Here is a 20,416-nt window from a genome sequence, read left to right as displayed (position 1 = left end):
GCCTTGCTCAGCATCCGCGCTCGTGGTCCGGGGAGGCCGTGTCGGGTGCGATGACGCCGAAGAGGCGGAGCTGGAGGGCGAGGGTGGCGTAGTAGCCGACCAGGGTGGACAGTTCGAAGAGGACGGCCTCGCCGAGGGCCGCCCGCGCCTCGGCGTACCAGGCGTCGTCCAGCCGATCCGGGTGCGCGGCGAGCGTGCGGGTCGCCGACCAGGCGGCGTACTCGAACGGGTCGGTGAAGCCAGGGTCGGTGTCCTCGCGCAGCGCGCGCAGTTCGGCCTCGGTCAGTCCCGCGGCCCTGCCGACGGCTTCGTGGGCATACCGTTCGAAGTCGCTGTCCCAGACGGTGGCGACGGTCAGGATCGCGCTCTCGCGCACCCGGGGCGGCAGGTTGGTGGCGAAGCGGATCGCCGCGCCCAGGGCCTGCAGCGCGATGCCCAGCCGGGGGCTGGACAGCATGGCGTTGAAGGGACCGTGGAGGCGGCCCTGGTCGTCGACGAGGGCGAAGAGTTGCTGGCCGGCGCGCGGGCCGTCGACGATCTCCTCGTACAGGGCCCGCTGCTCGGGCGAGAGATGGGCGGGAAGAAACAGGCTCAGCCGACTTGGCTGGGGCGCGTTCGTCATCGCCGGGTGGCCGTCTCGTCGTCCCCCGTGGTGTGGTCCGTCACCTCACGGGCCAGCGACGTGAGCTCCGCGTCGGAGAGCAGACGCCCCTCGCGCGTCATGAGCGCGCGGGCCCGCCGCAGTACCTCGTCGACCTGGTCGGTGGTGCTGTCGACACCGAGCGCGGTGAGTTTGTCGGCGAGGGTGTAGGGGCCGCTGTCGGGGGTGAAGGGCACCTTGCGCGCGTTGCCGACGAGCGCGGGCTCCAGGCAGTTGTGCAGCAGCGGGTCGACGGTGGTCTCCTGGGTGATGAGGTCCATGCCTCCCCAGGAGAAGGCGCTGGTGCCGGTCACGGGGTGGTTCCAGGCGAGGTGGTAGCCGGTCAGCGCCTCACCGGCGCGGGCCAGTTCGGTCAGCCGCTCGGTGCTGATCCCGGTGTGGACCCCGTACAGCGTCTCGAACGCCATGGTGGTGGCGGCGAGGTCGGCGTTGCCGGGGCCGCCGCAGTAGCCGTTGACGGACAGTTCGACCACATGGGCGCCGGCCCGGACGGCGGTGACCGCGCAGCCGACCGCCAGGCCGAAGGTGTTGTGCGGGTGCAGCCCCACTCGCACGCCGGGGGCGAGGTCCCTGGTGCGGGCGACGAGATGTCCGTAGGCCTCGGGGCTCATGGCACCGGGGCCGTCGAAGAGCGTCAGCTCGGTGGCGCCCGCCGCCGTGAGCACGGCGACCGACTCCTCCAGCACCTCCTCGGTCAGGTATGACACCATCAGCATCGGGACGATGACGTCCAGGCCGCGGGACCGCGCGTGGCGGATCAGGTGCCCGGCCCGCGCGAGGACGTCGGCCCGGCTGCGTGGGGTGTCCGGCGTGCGCCATTCCTCGCCGCGCCACGCCTTCTGGTAGAGGGCTGGGTTGTAGATGAGGGACGTCTCGCCCAAACCCTGGACCCAGATCTGCACCGCGTCGTAGCCCGCGTCGGCGGCGCGGTCGAGGTCCCCGGTCGTGCGCGGCAGCGGCAGCACGGCACGGCAGTCGGCGTTCTCGCCCTTGATGACGTCGATCTCGGCGGCCAACGCCTTGTCGTCCCGCCCGCCGAGCCCGGCCGTGACGACTTCGCGGACACCCGCGCCGACGAGCCGGCGCAGGAACGCCTCCTTCGCCTGGGCGGAGGCGACGACGCCCGGCAAGGTCTCCACCGACCGCAGCGTGGCGTCGCGCAGCCGTACGGAGCCAGGCATCGGACCGCGCACCTCCGGCCGCCGGTTGAGCGGGCTGACCGACCAGCGGCCCGGCTCGTACGCGCCCGGCGCGCGTTTGGCGGCCAGTTCCGCGCGGAAAGAGGCGATCTCCTCGTCGGTGAACACGGCCGGCTTGTCCATGGGCCCTCCGGGCGGCTGTCGGAAACGGTCTTGTCTCTGTCTGTCATTCAATCACCAGCACTTGACGTCTGTCGACACTATGCTTCATTGAAGGGGGTATGGCGGTACTCTTTGGTTCCAATGTTTACTTTCTGTCGACACTAAGTGAGACTCTCGACAGTCGGTACGCCCAACTCGAACCGAGGGAGACAACCGTGACCCAAGACGTGCCCCCCGCGCGGCCCGGTCGCCTGGCCGGACGGACCGCCGTCATCAGTGGCGCCGGCAGCGTCGGCCCCGGCTGGGGCAACGGCCGCGCCACCGCCGTGATCTTCGCCCGCGAGGGCGCCACCGTGTACCTGACCGACCGCGACAAGGACGCGCTGGAGGTCACCGCCGGCCAGATCCGGCAGGAGGGCGGCCAGGCGCACACCGAACTGCTGGACGTGACCGAACCGGACGCCGTGGCGGCCTACTTCGAGCGGACCGAACGGCAGGCTGGCCGGATCGACATCCTGGTCAACAACGTCGGGGGGTCCCGTGCCGGCGGCGCGGCCGAACTCTCCCTGGACGACTGGGACAGCCAGCTGCGCACCAACCTCACGAGCGCCTTCCTGGCGTGCAAGCAGGTCGTGCCGATCATGCGGCGCGCCGGTGGGGGAGCGATCGTCAACACCGCCTCGGCGTCCGGGCTGCGCTGGACCGGTGCCGCGCAGGTGGGGTACGCGGCGGCCAAGGCCGCGGTCATCCAGCTGTCCCGGGTCACGGCCGTCCAGTACGCGCCCGACGGCATCCGCGTGAACACCGTCGTCCCCGGTCAGCTGCACACCCCGATGGTCGAGGCGCGCCTGGCCCGCCAGCGGGCGGGCGGCGACGTGGAGAAGCTGCTCGCGCAGCGGCAGGCCCGCATCCCGCTGGGGTTCATGGGAGACGGTCGGGACACGGCGTACGCGGCGCTCTACCTGGCGTCCGACGAGGCGCGCTTCGTCACCGGTACCGAGATCGTCGTCGACGGCGGAATGACGGCCCGCTGTGACTGAGCCGGCCGTGCACGAAGCGGTGCCCAGTCCGGGCTGCCCGCCCCCGCATCCGGCACCGCGCAGACCCTCCCTCGTGCTGCCGCCGGGCAGTTGCGACGCGCACTGCCACGTCCTCGGGCCGGCCGCGGTGTTCCCGTACGCGCCCGAGCGCACCTTCACCCCGATCGACGCTCCCAAGGAGCAGGTCGCGGCCCTCCACGTGCATCTGGGCCTGTCCCGGGCCGTGGTGGTGCAGTCGTCCTGCAACGGCTTCGACCACCGGGTGCTGGTCGACGCGCTGGCCGCCGGCGGCGGCCGGCTGCGCGGAGTCGCCCTGATCGGCGAGTCGACCACCCGGGCCGCGATCGAGGAACTGCACGGCGCGGGAGTGCGCGGCTTCCGGCTCAACTTCCTGCCGCACCTGCGCCCCGCGCCGACCCGAGAGGAGATCGACTCCGTACTGGAGCGCGTGGCGGGCCTGGGGTGGGCCACCGAGATCCATGTCGAGGGCCAGGACGTCGCCCGCTACGAGCCCCTCATCCGCTCGCTGCCCGGGCGCGTCGTCATCGACCACCTCGCCCGGGTGGACCTGGCGGACGGCCCCCGCAGCCCCGCCCTGCGCAGCCTCGGCGCGCTGCTCGACACCGGTGACGTCTGGCTCAAGGTGAGCGGCGTGGACCGGGTCTCCCGCCAGGGCCCGCCCTACGCGGACGCCGTCGCCCTGGCCGCCGCCCTCGTGGCGCACGCGCCCGAACGCGTGGTCTGGGGCACCGACTACCCGCACGTGAACATCGAAGGCGCCGCCCCCGATGACGGCCTGCTGGTCGACCTGCTCGCCGACATCGCCCCCGACCCCGAACTGCTGCGCCGGCTCCTCGTCGACAACCCGGCGGAGCTCTTCGACTTCCCGCCCGCCTCGCCCGACCCGCATACGGAGCAGACATGACCCACTTCGACGGCGTCTTCCTCACCCAAGGGGCTCCCGGCTACGAGGAAGCCCGGCTCGCCGCCGTATGGAACGAGCGCAAACCCGATCGCCGCCCCGACGCCATCCTCGTGGCCGCCACGGACCGGGACGTCCAGGAAGGCGTGCGCTGGGCCGCCGCCCGCGGCACGCGGGTGTCCGTCCGCTCCGGCGGGCACAGCTGGGTCGGCAACGGGATACGCGACGGCGGCCTGCTGATCGACCTCTCCGCCCTGGACGAGGTGGTCGTCGACGCCGCCGCCCGCCGGGCCGCCGTCCGCCCCGCGGTCCAGGGCATCCGCCTCAACGCGCTGCTCGCCGCCGAGGGCCTGGTCTTCCCCAGCGGCCACTGCCCTTCGGTGGGCGTGGGCGGTTTCCTGATCGGTGGCGGTTACGGCTGGAACTCCCGGGCCCTGGGACCGGCGTGCTTCAGCGTGGAGGCGGTCGACGCCGTGCTGGCCGACGGCACCCTCGTGCACGCCACCGACGACACCCACCCCGACCTGATGTGGGCGGTACGCGGTGCGGGGCCCGGCTTCTTCGCCATCGTCACCCGCTTCCACCTGCGGGTGTATCCGGCGTACGAGCAGATCCTGCGCAGCGCCTACGTCTTCCCCCACGAACTGCGCGACGAAGTTCTCGCCTGGACCCACGAGACCGTGCCCGGCATCTCCGCCTCTCTGGAGATGTCGGCCAAGGTGGGCTTCACGCCCGGGGTGCGGCGGCCGACCACGACCATCACCGCGGCGGCCTTCTGCACCGCGCGGGAGGGGGCGGCCATGCTGGAACCGCTGGAGAAGGCGCCCTTCCTCCGGCACGCCCTGCGTCGCACGGAGCGACGGCCGTCGAGCCTGAACGACCTGTACGACCTCTCCGACAAGCTGACCCCCAAGGGCCGGCGGTACGCCGTCGACGGGGTGTGGAGCGACGCCCCGGCGCAGCAGGTGCTCGACGCCGGACGCCGGGTGCTGGACGGGTTGCCCAACCGGGACAGCTTCCTGCTGTGGATGCTGTGGGGCGGTCAGCCCACCCGGGCGAACGCCTGCTGGTCCACGCAGGCGCGGCTGTACTTCTCGCCCAACGCCGTGTGGCACGACCCCGCCGACGATCTGCGCAACGAGACCTGGGCCCATGACCGGCTGCGTGACCTGGCCCCCGTCGCGCACGGCACCCAGTTCGCCGACGCCAACCCGGCCGACCGGCCCGACCACGGGCTGGAGGCGCAGCAGGCGGCGCGGCTGGAGCGGCTGCGGCGGCGCTACGACCCCGAGGGTCTGTTCCGCACCTATCTGTCCCCGGACGAGTCCACCACGGCACTCGCTCTGCACCGGCGCACGGAGGCCGCGTAGTGTCGACAGATTGCCGAAAGAGTCGCCATACGGGGCCTTGACTGCCTTTTTATGTCGACAGTACGGTCAGGATGTCTGCAACACCCAAGGAGCCAGTCTTGTCCAGGTCGCCCGATCCGAACCCTGCCCAGTCCATGCGGGGAGCTGTCATCCGTCGTGGAGATGCAAGCTATGAGAAGGCCCGTCTCGACGCCGTCTGGAACGAGCGCAAGCCGGACCGGTTCCCCGACGTCATCGTCATCGCCGAAGAGGAGCAGGACGTCGTCCGCGCCGTGCGCCTCGCCCGCGCGGAGGGGCTGCGGGTCTCCATCCGCTCCGGGGGACACAGCTGGGTCGGCAACGGCGTACGCGACGGCGGCCTGCTGATCGATCTTTCCCGGCTCCAGGAGATCACCGTCGACCCCGGCAACGGCACCGCCTCCGTCCAGCCCGCCGCGAAGGGCCCGGCCATCCAGCGGGCCCTCGCCGAGCACGGGCTGTTCTTCCCCACCGGTCACGCGCCGACCGTCGGCATCGGCGGGTTCATCCTGGGCGGCGGCTACGGCTGGAACTCCCGCCACGTCGGACCGGCCTGTCTGAGCATCCGCGCCGTCGACGTGGTTCTCGCCGACGGCACGCTCGTGCACGCCACCGACGCCACGCACCCCGACCTGCTCTGGGCGGCACGGGGCAGCGGCCCCGGCTTCTTCGGCATCGTCACCCGCTATCACCTGACCGTGTACGAACGCCCGACCCGGATCGTCCGCACGGTGCACAGCTACCCGATCGCCCTGCGCGACGAGGTGCTGGCCTGGTCCTACGACACCCTGGACACCCTGCCCACCACCGTGGAGTTCTCCGCGAAGGCCGGCTTCACCCCCGGCCTCGACACCCCGACCGTCTCCCTCACGGCCACCGCCTTCTGCACTCCCGAGCACGGCCCGGAAGCCCTGGCCCCGCTGGAGCAGGCCCCCTTCCGCGACCGGGCGGTCCGCGCCCGGGCCGGCCAGGAGACCACCATCGAGGAGCTCTACGACATCGCCGACCGCCTCAACCCGCCGGGCCTGCGCTGGGCCGTCGACGGCGTGTGGCTGGAGGGACGCGCCGAGAACATCCTGGCCGCCTCCGCACCCGTGCTGGACACCATCCCCGGCGGCACGAGTTTCGTGCTGTGGATGCTGTGGGGCCACTACCCGACCCGCCCCGACGCCTGCTGGTCCGCCCAGGCCAAGGCATACCTCTCGCCCAACGCCGGCTGGAGCGACCCGGCCCAGGACCTCGCCCACGAGAACTGGGTGCACGGATCCCTGGCCGCCGTACAGCACCTGTCCAGGGGCCTGCAGTTCTCTGACAACAACGTGGCCGACCGTTTCGACCACGGTCTCAGCGCCGACAACGCCGAGCGGCTGGAGCAGATCCGCGGCGTCTACGACCCCGACGGGCTGTTCCGCTCCTACATGGCGCCGGCCGAGTCCACCACCGCCTACGCCCGCGCGGCTCGCTCCTAGCGCCGTGCCCCCTGTCCTCACCGGCACCGCCAACACCGTCGTAAGCGCCCCATCCCTTCAGAGCCGCATCCGCTCGTGGCCACGCGTCCACGCAGCTGCCGCCATCGTGCAAAGGAGCACAACGCCCATGTCGAAGCTCACGAGACGCCCGCTGGGCCGCCGTCTTTCCCTCGCCCTCGTGACGCTCGCCGTCACCGCTCCGCTGGCCGCCTGCGGCGCGGACTCCGCCGGCGCGGCGTCCGGTGACGGCACGGCGAAGATCACCGTGCTGCGCTCCAACGGCGCCCTGTTCGAGCCGCTGTACATCGCCCAGCAGCAGGGCTACTTCAAGGACGCGGGCCTGGACGTCACCATCAAGGCGGGTGCGCAGGACACTTCGCAGAACGCGCCGTCCGTGCTCAACGGCGAGGCGCAGTTCGCGATGACGGACAGCTCCGGCTTCCTCAAGGGCGCCGCCAAGAACATGCCGATCCGCATCGCCACCGGACTGGAGTCGGCCACCACCAAGACCGCTCCCACCGACGGCCTGCTGGTCAAGAAGGGCAGCTCCATCACCTCCTTCAAGGATCTGGAGGGCAAGACCGTCGGTCTGGCGGCACTGGGCGGCACGATCCAGTTCATCGTCGAGTACCTGGTCGAGCAGGACGGCGGCGACCCCGGCAAGGTCAAGTTCGTCGCCTTGCCGACCACTTCGCTGACGGACGCCGCCAAGAGCGGCAAGACCGACGCCGTCTACTCCTTCGGCGCCTTCTTCGCGGCCGCCAAGGCGGCCGGACTGCAGGCGATCGGCAACGGCATGAACGACCTTCCCGGCATTCCCCAGGGCGTGCTGTTCTCCACCGAGAAGTACCTCTCCGCCAACGCCGCCACGGCGAAGAAGTTCACCGACGCGGTCGCCAAGGCCATCACCTATGCCAACGCCCACCCCGAGGCGGTCAAGGCGATCCAGACGAAGTACACCACGCTGTCCGCCGACTACATCAAGGACGAGCAGATCCCGTACTACGACACCGCCGTCAACAAGACCGTGATGCGCACCGTCATCACCAAGATGCACCAGTACGGACTGCTCAGCAGCACCCCGAAGGACAGCGCCATCTACTGGGACCAGGCGCCGACCACCACCGGCAGCTGACAAAGGCAGGGGTACACCCACCATGCCCATCTCCACCACGGGCCGCCGTCCCACCCCCGGCAAGGCGCGCGCCGTCGTGCGCGCCCGGCCCGGGGGCCCGGGGCGATCCGGACTCCTCATGCTCCAGCTGTCCGCCGTCGTGGCGGTCCTGCTGATCTGGACGGCCGTCGCGGCGGCCGGCCTCGTCAGCTCCACGGCACTGCCCGGCCCGGCAGCGGTGTTCGGGCGGTTCCCCGACCTGTTCGCCAGCGGCGCCTACTGGCAGGCGGTCGGCGACACCCTCGACGGCGCCCTGACCGGCTTCGTCGCCGCCGTCGGGATCGGCATCCCGCTGGGCCTGGTGACCGGGACGTACGCGGCGTCCGAACAGTCCTCGCGCCTGCTCGTGGACGTGCTGCGCTCCTTTCCCGTCATCGCGCTGCTGCCGGTGTTCCTGCTGGTTCTGGGGTCGACGCCGACGATGAAGGCCACCGTCGTCTTCCTCGCCTGCGTCTTTCCCATCTTTCTGCAGGCCCAGTACGGCGCGCGCTCCGTGACGGCGATGATCGCCGAGACCGTGCACAGCTACCGCGTCCCCAGACTGCTGCGCTTTCGCAAGGTGATCCTGCCCAGCGCCACGCCGTCGATCATGACCGGGCTGAGGCTCGCGGCGACCACCTCCGTCCTTGTGGCGATCGGCGTCGAGGTGCTCACCACCCTGCCCGGCATCGGCCACGAAGTCGTCAACGCGCAGCAGGGCGGCGCCTCCGCGCAGGCCTACGCCTACATCCTCACGGCGGGCGCGATCGGCTACCTGATCAACCTGCTGTCCCAGTTCGCCGAAGACCGGCTGCTGCGCTGGCGCCCGCCGGCGCACACCGAATGAGGGGTGGGGAGAGACACCATGTCCCGTAGATCCCAGGGCGCCTTCTGGACGTCCGCGCTCAAGCAACTGTGGCTGCCGCTCCTGTGCGTCGCCGTCCTCCTCGTCGCCACCGCCGGCAGCACCAGCTTCTACTTCCCGCCCGCCACGGAGGTGCTCGCCACCCTGTGGCGGGAGCTCGCGCACGACGGGCTGGTGGACGACCTGCTGTTCTCCCTGCGCAACATCGCCGCCGGACTGGCCGTCGCCACCGCGGTAGGCATCGGCGCGGGACTCGTCATCGGCGAGAGCAGACTGCTGCGGCAGGCGACCGCCCCGCTGCTGGACTTCGCCCGCGCGACCCCCACCGTGGCGTTCGTCCCCGTCATCATCCTCACCCTCGGCATCGGCTCCGGCCCCAAGATCTTCCTGATCGCCCTGGGCTGTGTGTGGCCGATCCTGCTCAACACCATCAGCGGCGTCCACGGCATCAACCCGGCCGTGCACGAGACCGCGCACAGCTACCGCATCCCGCTGCGGCTGCGCCTGCTGAAGGTCGTCCTGCCCGGGGCCCTGCCGCAGATCTTCGCCGGCATCCGCGTCGCACTGTCGATCGCGGTGGTCCTCATGGTCGTCAGCGAGATCTACGGCTCCCCGGTCGGCCTGGGCAACTTCATCCTGCAAAGCGGCTCCAGCTTCGCCGTGCCCGAGACCTGGGCAGGCACCGTCCTCATCGGCATTCTCGGCTACGGCCTGAGCGTGCTGCTCCTCGCGGCCGAGTACCTGCTGCTCGGCTGGTACCACCAACGTCCGCCCCGCACCCGGCGGACCACGCCCCAGCCCCGGAACGAGGTCACGACATCATGCAGCGAGATCTGAAAGCAGGCGCGTCCAGCCTGATCGTGGAGGATGTCGGCAAGACGTTCGGCCACGGCGCGGACGAGCACCGCGTGATCCAGGGCCTGTCGCTGCGGGTCGATCCGGGCGAGTTCGTCTGCATCGTCGGACCGTCGGGCGCCGGCAAGACCACCCTGCTGCGCTGTCTGTCCGGTCTGACCAGGCCCACCTCGGGCACGGTGCGCTACGGCGACCAGCCCGTGGCGGGGCCGCTCGCCGACATCGCGGTGGTCTTCCAGGACTACCGCGGCTCACTGCTGCCGTGGATGCGGGTGCGGGACAACGTGGCCTTCCCGCTGGAGGGCATGGGCGTCAAGCGCGCCGCCCGTACCGAGCGCGCCGAGGAGTGCCTTGCCGCCGTCGGCCTCTCGGGCGTCGGCGACAAGTACCCCTGGCAGCTGTCGGGCGGCATGCAGCAGCGGGTGGCCATCGCGCGCGGCCTCGCCTACGAGGCGCCCGTGCTGCTGATGGACGAGCCGTTCGGATCGGTGGACGCCCAGTCCCGTTTCGACCTGGAGGACCTGACGCTGAAGCTGCGCGCGCAGCTCGGTATCACCGTCATCGTCGTCACGCACGACATCGACGAGGCCGTCTACCTCGGCGATCGTGTGGTCGTGCTCGGCGGGAAGCCCACCACCGTCGTGGACAACCTCACCGTCGGTCTCGGCGCTGACCGCGACCAGATCACCACCCGCGCCGACGCCCGCTTCACCCAACTGCGCACCCGCGTGCTGACTCGCATCCGCGAGGAGCGGGCGGCCACCGGATCCGAACAGGCAAAGGCCGAGCCCTCCGCCGACCGGGAGAAGACCAAAGGGGCGGTGCTCTGAGGGATGACACGTTTCGACCACGTGGGCATCTCGGTGCCCGACCTGGAGGCCGCCACCGCCTGGTACCGTGCGGCGCTCGACCTCACCGCGGCCCCGGTGTTCTCCGTCCCAGGCACCGACCTGCGCGGGGTGATGCTGCTGCACCCCAGCGGCTACCGCGTGGAACTGCTGCACCGGCCCTCCGCCCGCCCGGGCCCGGCGGCGGACAGCGCCCTGGAGGCGGCCGGCAGGCACGGCTTCGGGCACATGTGCCTGTGCGTCGACGACGTGGACGCCGCGTACGGCCGGCTCGTCGCGGCCGGGGCGGGGTCCAGCATGCCGCCGTGCCCGTCCCCGCGCCCCGGCTCCCGCATGGCCTTCGTGACCGACCCCTACGGCAACCTGATCGAACTGCTCGACCGCCGCTGACGCCCCGTGCGAAAGCCCCGGCTCCGGTACGCGCGTACCGGAGCCGGGGCTTTCACGGCGCACAGCAGTCAGGCGCCGATCATGTTGTAGCCGCCGTCGGCGATCAGGAACCCGCCGGTGATGTGGTGGGCGTCCTCGGTGGCCAGGAACAGTGCCGCCCCGGCGAGTTCCTCCGGACCCGGGATGCGGCCCATGGGGGTCATCCTGCGCAGCTGGTCGCCGCGCCCGCTCTTCCAGTCCTCGCGCCCGAGCGTCGCGGGCGTCTCGATGAACCCGGGGGCGAAGACGTTGACGCGCACGGCCGGGGCCAAGGCGTGTGCGTAGGACTTGGTCAGGCCGATGATGCCGTACTTGGCGGCGGCGTACTGCGGGGCCCGCGCGCTGCCCCGGGCCACCACCGTGGAGCCGATGTTGACGATGGAGCCGCCGCCCTCCTGCTCCAGCATCCGCGCGCCGAACTCGTGCGTGCACAGCAGGGTGCCCTTGACGTCGACCGCCAGCACGTGGTCGATGGACTCCTCCGTGACGTCCCGCCAGGACATCTGGTCGCGGGCCACGTCGCCGACGTTGTTGATCGCGACGTCGAGTCGGCCGAAGTGGCCCCAGACCTCGTCGGCCACGCGCTTGATCTGCTCGTGCTCGGCGATGTCGGCCCGCACGATGAGGGCCTTGCGGCCGAGCGCCGTGATCCGCTCGGCCGTCGCCTCGGCGCCCGCACGCGAGCTGCGGTAGTGGACCGCGACGTCGGCGCCCTCCTGGGCGGCGCGCACCGCTATCGCGGCACCGAAGCCGGTGCCGGCGCCGGTGACGAGCACGGTCTTGCCGGTGAAGCGCTGGGGGTTGGTCATGACGACTCCGTTCGAAGGAGAGCTTCGCGAGATGAGCAGGACGGGCGGGTCATACGAGGGTGCGGCCGCCGTCGGCGTAGAGCACCTGGCCGGTGACGAACCCCGCCTCGGCGGAGGCGAGGAAGAGGGCGGGGCCGAGCAAGTCGTCCGGGCGACCGAGGCGACCGGCCGGGACCAGCGCTTCCAGGGAAGCGCGCACGCCGGGCCGGGCGAGGTAGGCGCGGGTGAGGTCGGTCTCGGTGTAGCCGGGGGCCACCGCGTTGACGGTGACGCCGTGTTGTGCCCACTCGCGGGCCATCACGCGCATGAGCTGATTGATGCCGCCCTTGGTGGCGGCGTACGGCGCGTGGTCGCGGTGGGCGAGCAGGCCGGAGACGGAGGAGAGGTAGACGATGCGGCCGTAGCCGCTCGGCACCATGAGGGCGCCGACCGCCCGGCCCAGCCAGAAGCCGCTGCTGAGGTTGACGGCGATGATCCGTTCCCAGAGCTCGTCGGGTGTCTCCAGGACGGGTCTGCGGTCGTTGGTGCCGACGGCGTGCACGAACACGTCGAGCCCGCCGAGGTGTTGGGCGGATTCGGCGACGGCGTCGCGGCAGGCGTCGGCCGAGGTGAGGTCGGCGGTGATGCTGTCGATGGCGCCGGATGTCCCGGCGGCGCGGGGGCGGGAGAGCTGGGTCAGGTGCCCGGGGTCGCGGTCCAGGACGACCACGTGCGCCCCGGCGTCGGCCAGCGCCTGTGTCACGGCGGCTCCGATTCCTCCGGCGCCGGCGACGAGTGCGCGGGTGCCGGAGAAGTTCCACGTCGTGTTCATGCTCCGGACCGTAGTCGACGCTGGAACGAGGTGTCCACACTTCGCGACTCGTTGACGTGAATATCGGAATGATGCAGGCTGAGTGTCGACAGTTCGTGGGTTGAGTCTGATGCCGGAGGTCTTGATGAAACTGGTGACGTTCGACGAGGGGCTCGTGGGCCGCCTGGACGGGGACACGGTGGTCGAGCTCGACGTCCCGTCGACCCGGGCGTTCTTCGAGCGCGAGGGGCAGGTCGGCGAGACCGGACGCACGTTCGCGCTCGCGGACGTCCGGCTGCGCGCGCCGATCGTGCCCAAGAAGTTCTTCCACACGGCCGGCAACTTCCGCGAGCACCACGCGGACCTGGAGCGCGTCGACTGGTCCCACCCGGTCAACAAGGGCATCGTGTTCTTCCAGAACGTCGACGCGATCATCGGTCCCGAGGACGACATCGTCTACCCGGCCAACCTGACCCGGGAGCTGGACTACGAGCTCGAACTCGCCGTGATCATCGGCAAACCGGGCAAGTTCTTCGCCGCCGAGCAGGCGGCCGAGCACATCGCCGGCTACCTGGTCTTCAACGACATCACCGCGCGCGACATCCAGCGCAGGGAGATGGAGTCCGGCGTCTTCTCCTTCTCCAAGGCCATCGACACCTTCTGTCCCATCGGCCCCTACATCGTCACCGCCGACGAGATCGCCGACCCGCACGACCTGGACATGGAGCTGCGGGTCAACGGCGACATCCGGCAGAAATCGAACACCTCCCGCATGTCGGTGTCGATCCCGCAGCTGGTCGCCTACCACTCCCCGCAGGTCTACAGCGCCGGTGACATCATCACCACTGGCACGATCGCCGGCGTCGCGGCGAGCACCGAGGACCCGTTCGCCCACTACCTCAAACCCGGTGACGTCGTCGAGGCCGAGATCGAGGGGCTGGGTGTGCTGCGCAACCGGGTGGTCTCCTGGCAGGACGCCTACGGCACTCCCGAGCCGCCCGCCGGGTGGGAGTCCCCTCTCTGGGGGAGGGCGTGAGGGCATGCGCATCGTCAACCTCGCGGGCCGGCTGGCCCTGCTGACCGGCGGCGGCGCCGTGGGCGTGGCCACCGCGGGCTTCGACGCCGACCCGGCCGCGCTCTTCGCCCAGTGGGACGCGCTGCTGCGCTGGTCCGCCGACGTGGACCCGGCGACGGCCGTGCCGTACCGGGAGTCCGACCTGCGCGCCCCCGTCCCCGAGCCGCGCCAGGTCTTCGCCGTCGCTCTCAACTACCGCCCCCACACCGCCGAGGCGGGCTACGAGGAACCGGCCGAACCGCTGGTCTTCACCAAGTTCCCCAGCTGCCTCACCGGGCCGTACACCACCATCGACCTGCCCGAGGGCCACGTCGACTGGGAACTGGAGATGGTCGCGGTCATAGGCCGCGACGCCTACCGGGTCCCGGAGGCAAGCGGCTGGGAGCCGGTCGCCGCGCTGACCGTGGGACAGGACCTGTCCGAGCGGATCGTTCAACTCGCCGGCCGTCCGGCCCAGTTCTCGCTGGGCAAGTCCTTCCCCGGCTTCGGACCGCTGGGCCCCGCCCTCGTCAGCGTCGACGAGCCGGCCGACCGCGACGACCTGGAGCTGATCTGTGAGCTCAACGGGGAGGTCGTCCAGCACGACCGCACCTCGAACATGATCTTCCCGGTGCCCAGGCTCATCGCCCACCTCAGCGCGATCTGCCCGCTGCGTCCCGGCGACCTGATCTTCACGGGCACCCCCGCGGGCGTGGGCAACCGGCGCACCCCACAACGCTTCATAGGCCCCAGTGACACCCTGGTCAGCAGGATCGAGGGGCTGGGCGAGATGCGGCACACCTTCAGGAGCGCACCATGAGCGACACCACCGTCTTCACCGGCGTCCGGGTCTTCGACGGCACCGGCAGTGATCCCTTCGCCGCCGAGGTCCTCGTCGAGGGCCACCGCATCACCGCCGTCACCCCGCGGATCCCGGCCGCTCGGTGGGCCGGCGCCCGGGTCGTCGACGGCGGCGGCTGCACCCTCATCCCCGGCCTGGTCGACTCGCACACGCACCTCGGCTTCGGTTCCACCGTCGAGCACCGCTCGCGGCGCCGGGACGAGCCCGACGAGGAGAAAGCCCTGCTGGTGGCGCACGCGGGTCGGGTCCTGCTGGACCACGGCTTCACCAGCGCCTACTCGGGGGGCAACCGGCTGCCTCGCACCGAGATCGCCGCTCGCAAGGCGTTCGCCGAGGGCTGGATGCCGGGCCCGCGCCTCAAGGCCGCCTCCTGGGAGGGCACCGCGGGCATGGTCGAGCCGGGTGTCTACGACTTCCCGGGCGTCGACGGCCGCGCCTCCGACCCGGAGTCGGTCGCCCGGTTCGTCGGGGAGATGGCGAACCTGGGCGTCGACATCGTCAAGCTGTCGCTGTCGGGGGAGAGCGCGGTGGTCCAGGGCACTTCGAGGATCGTGCAGTTCACCGAGGAGGAGGTGGCCGCCGCCGCTGCCGTGGCCCGTGCGCGCGGTGTCTCGCTGACCGCCCACGCGCACGCCGCCGAGTCCATCAAGATGGCGGTGCGGCACGGCATACGTGCCGTCTACCACTGCACCTTCGCAGACGAGGAAGCCCTCGACCTGCTGGAGCAGGCCCGCGACCGGCTGTTCGTCGCGCCGACGCCCGGCATCATTTACGCCAACCTGCACGAGGCCGACAGCGAGCCCGAGCCCGGCATGGAGGTCGAGGCCACCGAGAAGTCGGTCCGGCAGGTCGTGCCCGAACTGGTCCGGCGCGGAATCCGTGTCGTGCCGGGCGGCGACTACGGCTTCGCCTGGAACCCGGTCGGCCGCAATGCCCGCGACCTGGAGCTGTTCGTCGACTGGTTCGGCTTCACCCCGGCCGAGGCGCTGCGCGCCGCCACGCAGTACGGAGGCCAGGTGATGGGCATGGGCGACGAACTCGGCCTGGTCCGGGAGGGCTTCCTCGCGGACCTGGTGCTCGTCGACGGCGATCCGCTGGACGACATCCGCATCCTGCAGGACCGCGACCGGCTGGTGGCCGTCATGAAGGACGGCCGGCTGTACAAGGCGCCGGCGTGAGCGCCTCCCCGAAGGGCGTCAACGGCTCCCGGATGCGGGTGCGCGGCGGCGGCGCGGACGCCCCGCGGGCACGTACCGCCGCCGGACGGCTGCTGGGGGAGTGGGACGGGAGTGTCGCCGTCTTCCGCGGCATCCCCTTCGCCGCACCCCCGGTCGGCGACCTGCGTTGGCGGCCCCCCCGGCCCGCCGCGTCCTGGGACGGCGAGCGGCGCGCGTACGATTTCGGACCCGCGCCCCTACAGCCGCAGCCGCCGGCCGACTCCGTCATGTACCGCACCAACTTCGCCGACCGGCGCTCCCTGGTCATGAGCGAGGACTGCCTCTACCTCAACGTGTGGACCCCCGACCCCGCGCCGGGCACCGGGCTGCCGGTCATGGTCTGGATCCACGGCGGCGGCAACCGCTACGGATACGGGCACCAGGACATCCACGACGGCCGCGCCCTGGCCGGCCGCGGCCTGGTCGTGGTCACCCTCAACCACCGGCTCGGCGCCCTCGGCTTCCTCGCCCACCCGGAGCTGGCCGCCGAGGACGAGCTGGGCGCATCGGGCAACTACGGACTGCTCGACCTTGTCGCCGCCCTGACCTGGGTACGTGAGAACATCGCGGCCTTCGGCGGCGATCCCGACCGGGTCACCCTCGCGGGCAACTCCGCCGGAGCCGTCCACATCTGCCACCTCATGGCCGCCGAGGCGAGCCGACCGCTCTTCCGCGCGGCCCTCGGGCAGAGTGCGTCCGGTGTGGGTCGGGCGGAGGGGCCGCTGCCCAGCCAGGAAGACGCCCGACAACAGGGTGTGGCGTACGCGGACGGATTCGGCGGCCGCGACATCGGAGCGCTGCGCTACGTCTCGGGCGTCGAGCTGATCGTGCGCGGCCACTTCGGGCCGGTCGTCGACGGCCGGGTTCTGACCGAGCCGACCGACGACGTCTTCGCCGCCGGCCGCCAGCACGCCGTCCCGCTGCTGGTCGGCACCAATGCGGACGAGGGGAGCGTCTACGCCCGCCCCGGCGAGGACGCCCGGGCCGTCGGCAACGCCCGGTTCGTGCGCCCCGTATGGCACTGGGCACGCACCCACCGCACCACCTCCGGCGCGCCCACCTGGATGTACCGCTTCACCCGTAGGCCCCCGCTGCCACCCGGTCTGCCCGATCTCGGCGTCTACCACACGGCCGAACTCCCCTACGTGCTGGACAACTTGGCGCAACGCCCCGACTGGCCCTGGCGGGACACCGACCACAGCCTGGCGACCGTCATGGCCGACACCTGGGCGCGCTTCGTCGCGACGGGGGACCCCGCCGGCGGCCCGCTGCCGCCGTGGCCGCAGTTCACCGGCCCCGGGGAGAGCCCCGCCCTCGTCTTCGGCGACTCGGTGCGCCCGCAGACCCTGCGGTGCCCCGCGAACCCGTGACGGCGCCTCGCCAACTCTCGGAAAGGAAACGCCCGTGGCACGACTCCCGGGTACTGACGGCAGCGGGGACGTCGCGGGCCGCATCCGCGCCAGGCGCGGGGGCGACCTGCGTCCCCTGGACCGGATGCTGTTGCACAGTCCGCAGCTCGCGGACGGCTGGAACAGCCTGCTGGGTGCCATCCGGCAGCGCATCTCCCTGCCCGCCGACATCCGCGAACTGGTGATCCTCAGGATCGCCGTGCTCAACCGGGCCGACTACGAATGGACCGCCCACGAGGCCGACGCCCGCGCCGCCGGCCTCAGCGAGGCGCAGCTGGCCGCACTGCGCGCCGAGGATGCCGGAGCTCGCGCCTGCCTGGACGAGCGGCAGTGCCGGGTCCTGGCCTACACCGATGCCATGACCCGGGACGTGCACGTCCCCGGCGAGGTCTTCGACGCGGTCCGCGCCCACTTCACGACACCCGAACTGGTCGAACTGACCGCCACGGTGGCCGCGTACAGCATGGTCTCCCGCTTCCTGGTCGCCCTGGACGTGGAGCTGCCGGTGCCCGGCACCCGACACACCGCTCTCAGGAGGACAACGTGACAGCCGAGACCCGCCTTGAGGCTCCCGACACGCACGGTACCGGCCGGCTCTCCGGCAAGGTCGCCCTCGTCACCGGCGCCGGCGCCGGCATCGGACAGGGCTGCGCTCTGCTGTTCGCCGAGCAGGGCGCGACGGTGGTCGGCTGCGACATCGATCCCGCCGCCGCCGAACGCACCCGCAAGCTCGCCGCCGACCGCGGGCTGGCCCTGGAGATGATCGCGCCGCTGGACATGACCGACCCCGGCGACGCCCGGCGGTTCGCCGACGAGGCGTACGCACGGCACGGCCGGATCGACGCGCTGGTCACCGCGGGGGCCATCGCCCCGCACATGGCCACGGCCGCCGAGATGGACCACGACACCCAGTGGACACCGACCATGCGGGGCGAGGTCGACGTCGTCTTCCTGCCGGTGCAGGCCGCCTGGCCGCACCTGGAGGCGTCCGGTGGCGGCTCGATCGTCAATTTCGCCTCCGTCAACGCCTTCCGGGGCAGCGGCACCTTCGGCATGGTCGCGCACTGCGCGGGCAAGGCCGCCGTGCTGGGACTGACCCGGCAGCTCGCGGTGGAAGGCGGCCCGGTCGGAATACGGGCCAACACCATCTCGCCCGGCATGGTGCGCACGCCGGCCACCGAGACGGCCGGCGCCCACGAGGGCGCGACACGCGAGGCGCTGCTGGCCCGCATCCCGCTGGGCCGGGTCGGCAGGCCGGAGGACATTGCGTGGTGCGCGGTGTACCTGGTGTCGGACGAGGCCGCGTGGGTGACGGGAGGGAACTTCCCCGTGGACGGCGGAGTCCTGGCCAAGTAGCGCCGTGGAGAAGGCTGTTCAGGCGGAGGCGCGGCGTTTGCGTGCGGGTTTGCGACTGCCGGCGGTGTCCTGCTCGATCTGTTCCTCCACCGCACGCAGTGCCCGTACGGTCGCTCCGGCGATCAGCGCGGAGGCGAGTTCCCCGTCGCGCTCCTCACAGGCCTGGATGAGCCGCTCCTGGTCGTCCACGCTGTAGGCGAGACGGCCGGGGCGGGTCAGGCTGAGATGGCGCAGCATGAGGGTGCGCAGGGCGAGGGAGTCCAGGATCTGCTTGAGGGTGGTGTTGCCGACGATCTCGGTCATCCGCTCCTGGAGCAGCACATGGCTCCAGAAGTAGGCGTCCACGTCGCCGGCGTCGGCGAGCTCCCGCATTGTCTCGACCCGACCGCGCAGTTCGGCAAGTTCGGTGTCGTCGGCCCGCTCGACCAGCAGCCCGGCGAGCATGGACAGCAGTTGCCGCCGTACCTGGTAGATGTCACGGATGTCCGCGAGTGAGGGTGCGGCGACGCGGGGGCGTCGCCGGGCCTTCATCTCCACCAGCCCCTCCTGTTCCAGGAGCATCAGCGCCTCGCGCACCGGGGTGCGGCTGGTGTCGAACCGGCGGGACAGCTCGACGCTGTTGAGGTCCTGCCCCGGCTCCAGCCGCCCTTCGATGATGCCCGCGCCGACCCATTCGGCGATCTGCGCGACCAACGGCTCCCGCCGGTCCCGCAGCCGCAGCAGGCGCTCCAGCACGAGATGTGTGTCCTGATCCGACATGTGTCGCGTCCCCCTGTGGTCCGGAACTCGATGGCGACAATCTCTGTCGACACTACCGCATAATTGCGTCGCCATCTGCCGCAATCGCGCCGGATCTGTCGACAGAAAGCGGGGGTGTCGTCAGACTTCACGGGGACGCCCAAGTGTAGGCCCCACTTCTACCGCATCTCCCCGCCCAGTTGTCCCCTCGTGTCCATGGAGGAGCGTGCAAGAAGGCGACCGGACGCCGCACACACCCAGCAGACGAGCCGTCGTCGGCGGCGCCGCCCTGGCCGCGTGGGCCACCGCGGCCGCGGCGGGCACCGCCGGGCGGCGTCCCGTGCGGACGCAGTCTGGGAGCCGGTGCCCGTGCCCGAGCAGGTGCCGGTCACGGAGTTCCTGATCCCCGTCGCCGGGGGCGGCAGCCTGTGGTGCCGGGACACCGGAGGCGCGGGTGAACCGCTGGTGCTGCTGCACCCCGGATCGGGCAGCGGCGAGAGCCGGCCGTACCAGCAGCCTGTCCTCGCCGCGGCGGGCTACCGCGTCATCGGCTACTCCCCGCGCGGCGCCTACCGCTCCGTGGCGGGCTCCGCGCCGCAGGCCGACACCGTCTCCGGCGACCTCGACACGCTCGCCGATCACCTCGGTCTCGGCGGCTTCCACCTGTCCGGCTCGGCGGCCGGCGGTCCCGTCGCGCTCGACTACGCCCTCGCGCACGAGCAGCGCCTGCTCAGCCTCACCGTCTCCGGCAGCGTCATGGGCGTGCAGGACACCGAGTACCTGAAGCTCACCGCCGCGCTCCAGCCCGCCCCGTTCGGCGATCTGCCGGTGGCCGTCAAGGAACTCGGCCCCTCCTACCGGGCCGGCGACCAGGACGGCACGGCCGCCTGGCCGGCGATCGACGCGCGGGCGAGAAGTGCGGACGCCTTCCCCCAGTCCCTGGCGCACACGATCACCTGGGCCGCCCTGGAGACGCTGACCCTGCCGGTCCAACTCGTCGCCGGCGACGCCGACCTCTACAGCCCGCCGTCGGTGATGCGCCTGCACGCGCGGCACCTGCGGGACGTGCGGACTCCCGTCGTGGCCGAGGCAGGCCACAACCCGCACTGGGAGCAGCCCGCCGTGTGGAGCCGGCTGCTGACCGCCTTCCTCCGGCGTCACGGAGCCCACCGGACGTAGCGCCCGCCGGTCGCGCGGACGGTGGACGTGAGGCGGCCCCCGGGCAGTGGTGGCTGCCGGGGGGCCGTGTC

General features: G+C 71.7%; 21 protein-coding genes. 16 read left to right on the top strand and 5 right to left on the bottom strand.

Annotated elements, in window-relative coordinates; genetic code table 11:
- Positions 1–7: 7 nt before the first annotated feature.
- Complete coding sequence (locus ACYF6T_RS33615; protein WP_461701260.1) at positions 8–622, bottom strand: carboxymuconolactone decarboxylase family protein; 615 nt, start codon at positions 620–622, stop codon at positions 8–10.
- On the bottom strand, positions 619–1,983 hold the full coding sequence (locus tag ACYF6T_RS33610) for a hypothetical protein (protein WP_461701258.1): 1,365 nt from the start codon (positions 1,981–1,983) through the stop codon (positions 619–621). Before ACYF6T_RS33610 ends, ACYF6T_RS33615 begins: the two co-directional genes overlap by 4 nt.
- Positions 1,984–2,177: 194 nt before the next feature.
- On the opposite strand from ACYF6T_RS33610, the gene ACYF6T_RS33605 reads away from it, so the two are divergent.
- From ACYF6T_RS33605 to ACYF6T_RS33565, 9 genes are all read left to right on the top strand, one after another.
- Complete coding sequence (locus ACYF6T_RS33605; RefSeq protein ID WP_461701256.1) at positions 2,178–3,002, top strand: SDR family NAD(P)-dependent oxidoreductase; 825 nt, start codon at positions 2,178–2,180, stop codon at positions 3,000–3,002.
- Positions 2,995–3,927, top strand: a complete 933-nt coding sequence (locus ACYF6T_RS33600) for an amidohydrolase family protein (RefSeq protein WP_461701255.1) — start codon at positions 2,995–2,997, stop codon at positions 3,925–3,927. Before ACYF6T_RS33605 ends, ACYF6T_RS33600 begins: the two co-directional genes overlap by 8 nt.
- Positions 3,924–5,294, top strand: a complete 1,371-nt coding sequence (locus ACYF6T_RS33595; RefSeq protein ID WP_461701253.1) for an FAD-binding oxidoreductase — start codon at positions 3,924–3,926, stop codon at positions 5,292–5,294. Before ACYF6T_RS33600 ends, ACYF6T_RS33595 begins: the two co-directional genes overlap by 4 nt.
- Positions 5,295–5,392: 98 nt before the next feature.
- A complete protein-coding gene (locus ACYF6T_RS33590) occupies positions 5,393–6,781 on the top strand; it encodes an FAD-binding oxidoreductase (RefSeq protein WP_461701252.1) in 1,389 nt (462 codons plus the stop codon).
- Positions 6,782–6,908: 127 nt separating this feature from the next.
- Positions 6,909–7,916, top strand: a complete 1,008-nt coding sequence (locus ACYF6T_RS33585) for an ABC transporter substrate-binding protein (protein ID WP_461701251.1) — start codon at positions 6,909–6,911, stop codon at positions 7,914–7,916.
- Between the two features lie 22 nt (positions 7,917–7,938).
- Positions 7,939–8,781 (top strand): ABC transporter permease, encoded by an 843-nt coding sequence (locus ACYF6T_RS33580; RefSeq protein WP_461701250.1) that lies wholly within the window; start codon positions 7,939–7,941, stop codon positions 8,779–8,781.
- A gap of 18 nt (positions 8,782–8,799) precedes the next feature.
- On the top strand, positions 8,800–9,636 hold the full coding sequence (locus tag ACYF6T_RS33575; RefSeq protein WP_461701249.1) for an ABC transporter permease: 837 nt from the start codon (positions 8,800–8,802) through the stop codon (positions 9,634–9,636).
- On the top strand, positions 9,621–10,484 hold the full coding sequence (locus ACYF6T_RS33570) for an ABC transporter ATP-binding protein (protein WP_461701248.1): 864 nt from the start codon (positions 9,621–9,623) through the stop codon (positions 10,482–10,484). The genes ACYF6T_RS33575 and ACYF6T_RS33570 overlap by 16 nt, the downstream gene beginning before the upstream one ends.
- A gap of 3 nt (positions 10,485–10,487) precedes the next feature.
- On the top strand, positions 10,488–10,892 hold the full coding sequence (locus tag ACYF6T_RS33565; RefSeq protein WP_461701246.1) for a VOC family protein: 405 nt from the start codon (positions 10,488–10,490) through the stop codon (positions 10,890–10,892).
- A 68-nt stretch (positions 10,893–10,960) separates the two neighbouring features.
- On the opposite strand, the gene ACYF6T_RS33560 is transcribed toward ACYF6T_RS33565, so the two are convergent.
- Positions 10,961–11,740 carry an SDR family NAD(P)-dependent oxidoreductase gene (locus tag ACYF6T_RS33560; RefSeq protein WP_461701245.1) on the bottom strand — a complete coding sequence of 260 codons (780 nt, stop codon included), beginning with the start codon at positions 11,738–11,740 and terminating at the stop codon, positions 10,961–10,963.
- Between the two features lie 49 nt (positions 11,741–11,789).
- On the bottom strand, positions 11,790–12,551 hold the full coding sequence (locus ACYF6T_RS33555; protein ID WP_461701244.1) for an SDR family NAD(P)-dependent oxidoreductase: 762 nt from the start codon (positions 12,549–12,551) through the stop codon (positions 11,790–11,792).
- 124 nt (positions 12,552–12,675) lie between these two features.
- Between ACYF6T_RS33555 and ACYF6T_RS33550 the strand changes: the two genes are divergently transcribed.
- The 6 genes from ACYF6T_RS33550 to ACYF6T_RS33525 are packed head-to-tail and all read left to right on the top strand — an operon-like array spanning position 12,676 to position 18,428.
- Positions 12,676–13,566 carry a fumarylacetoacetate hydrolase family protein gene (locus ACYF6T_RS33550; RefSeq protein WP_461701243.1) on the top strand — a complete coding sequence of 297 codons (891 nt, stop codon included), beginning with the start codon at positions 12,676–12,678 and terminating at the stop codon, positions 13,564–13,566.
- Positions 13,567–13,570: 4 nt separating this feature from the next.
- A complete protein-coding gene (locus ACYF6T_RS33545) occupies positions 13,571–14,404 on the top strand; it encodes a fumarylacetoacetate hydrolase family protein (protein WP_461701242.1) in 834 nt (277 codons plus the stop codon).
- The gene (locus tag ACYF6T_RS33540; RefSeq protein ID WP_461701241.1) at positions 14,401–15,624 is read left to right on the top strand and encodes an amidohydrolase family protein; all 1,224 of its coding nucleotides are present in this window, start codon (positions 14,401–14,403) and stop codon (positions 15,622–15,624) included. The genes ACYF6T_RS33545 and ACYF6T_RS33540 overlap by 4 nt, the downstream gene beginning before the upstream one ends.
- Complete coding sequence (locus ACYF6T_RS33535) at positions 15,621–17,033, top strand: carboxylesterase/lipase family protein (protein WP_461701240.1); 1,413 nt, start codon at positions 15,621–15,623, stop codon at positions 17,031–17,033. Before ACYF6T_RS33540 ends, ACYF6T_RS33535 begins: the two co-directional genes overlap by 4 nt.
- A 34-nt stretch (positions 17,034–17,067) precedes the next feature.
- Complete coding sequence (locus ACYF6T_RS33530; protein WP_461701239.1) at positions 17,068–17,619, top strand: carboxymuconolactone decarboxylase family protein; 552 nt, start codon at positions 17,068–17,070, stop codon at positions 17,617–17,619.
- A complete protein-coding gene (locus ACYF6T_RS33525) occupies positions 17,616–18,428 on the top strand; it encodes an SDR family NAD(P)-dependent oxidoreductase (protein WP_461701238.1) in 813 nt (270 codons plus the stop codon). Before ACYF6T_RS33530 ends, ACYF6T_RS33525 begins: the two co-directional genes overlap by 4 nt.
- A gap of 18 nt (positions 18,429–18,446) precedes the next feature.
- Here the strand turns inward: ACYF6T_RS33525 and ACYF6T_RS33520 are convergent, their stop codons facing one another.
- Positions 18,447–19,187: a GntR family transcriptional regulator gene (locus tag ACYF6T_RS33520; RefSeq protein WP_461701237.1), complete on the bottom strand. Its 741-nt coding sequence runs from the start codon at positions 19,185–19,187 to the stop codon at positions 18,447–18,449.
- 348 nt (positions 19,188–19,535) lie between these two features.
- On the opposite strand from ACYF6T_RS33520, the gene ACYF6T_RS33515 reads away from it, so the two are divergent.
- Positions 19,536–20,345, top strand: a complete 810-nt coding sequence (locus tag ACYF6T_RS33515; RefSeq protein ID WP_461701235.1) for an alpha/beta fold hydrolase — start codon at positions 19,536–19,538, stop codon at positions 20,343–20,345.
- Positions 20,346–20,416 lie beyond the last annotated feature (71 nt).

This window comes from Streptomyces sp. 7R007, assembly GCF_054850255.1.
Note: the sequence above shows the minus strand (reverse complement) of the source record. Positions and strands in the feature narration are given on the sequence as shown.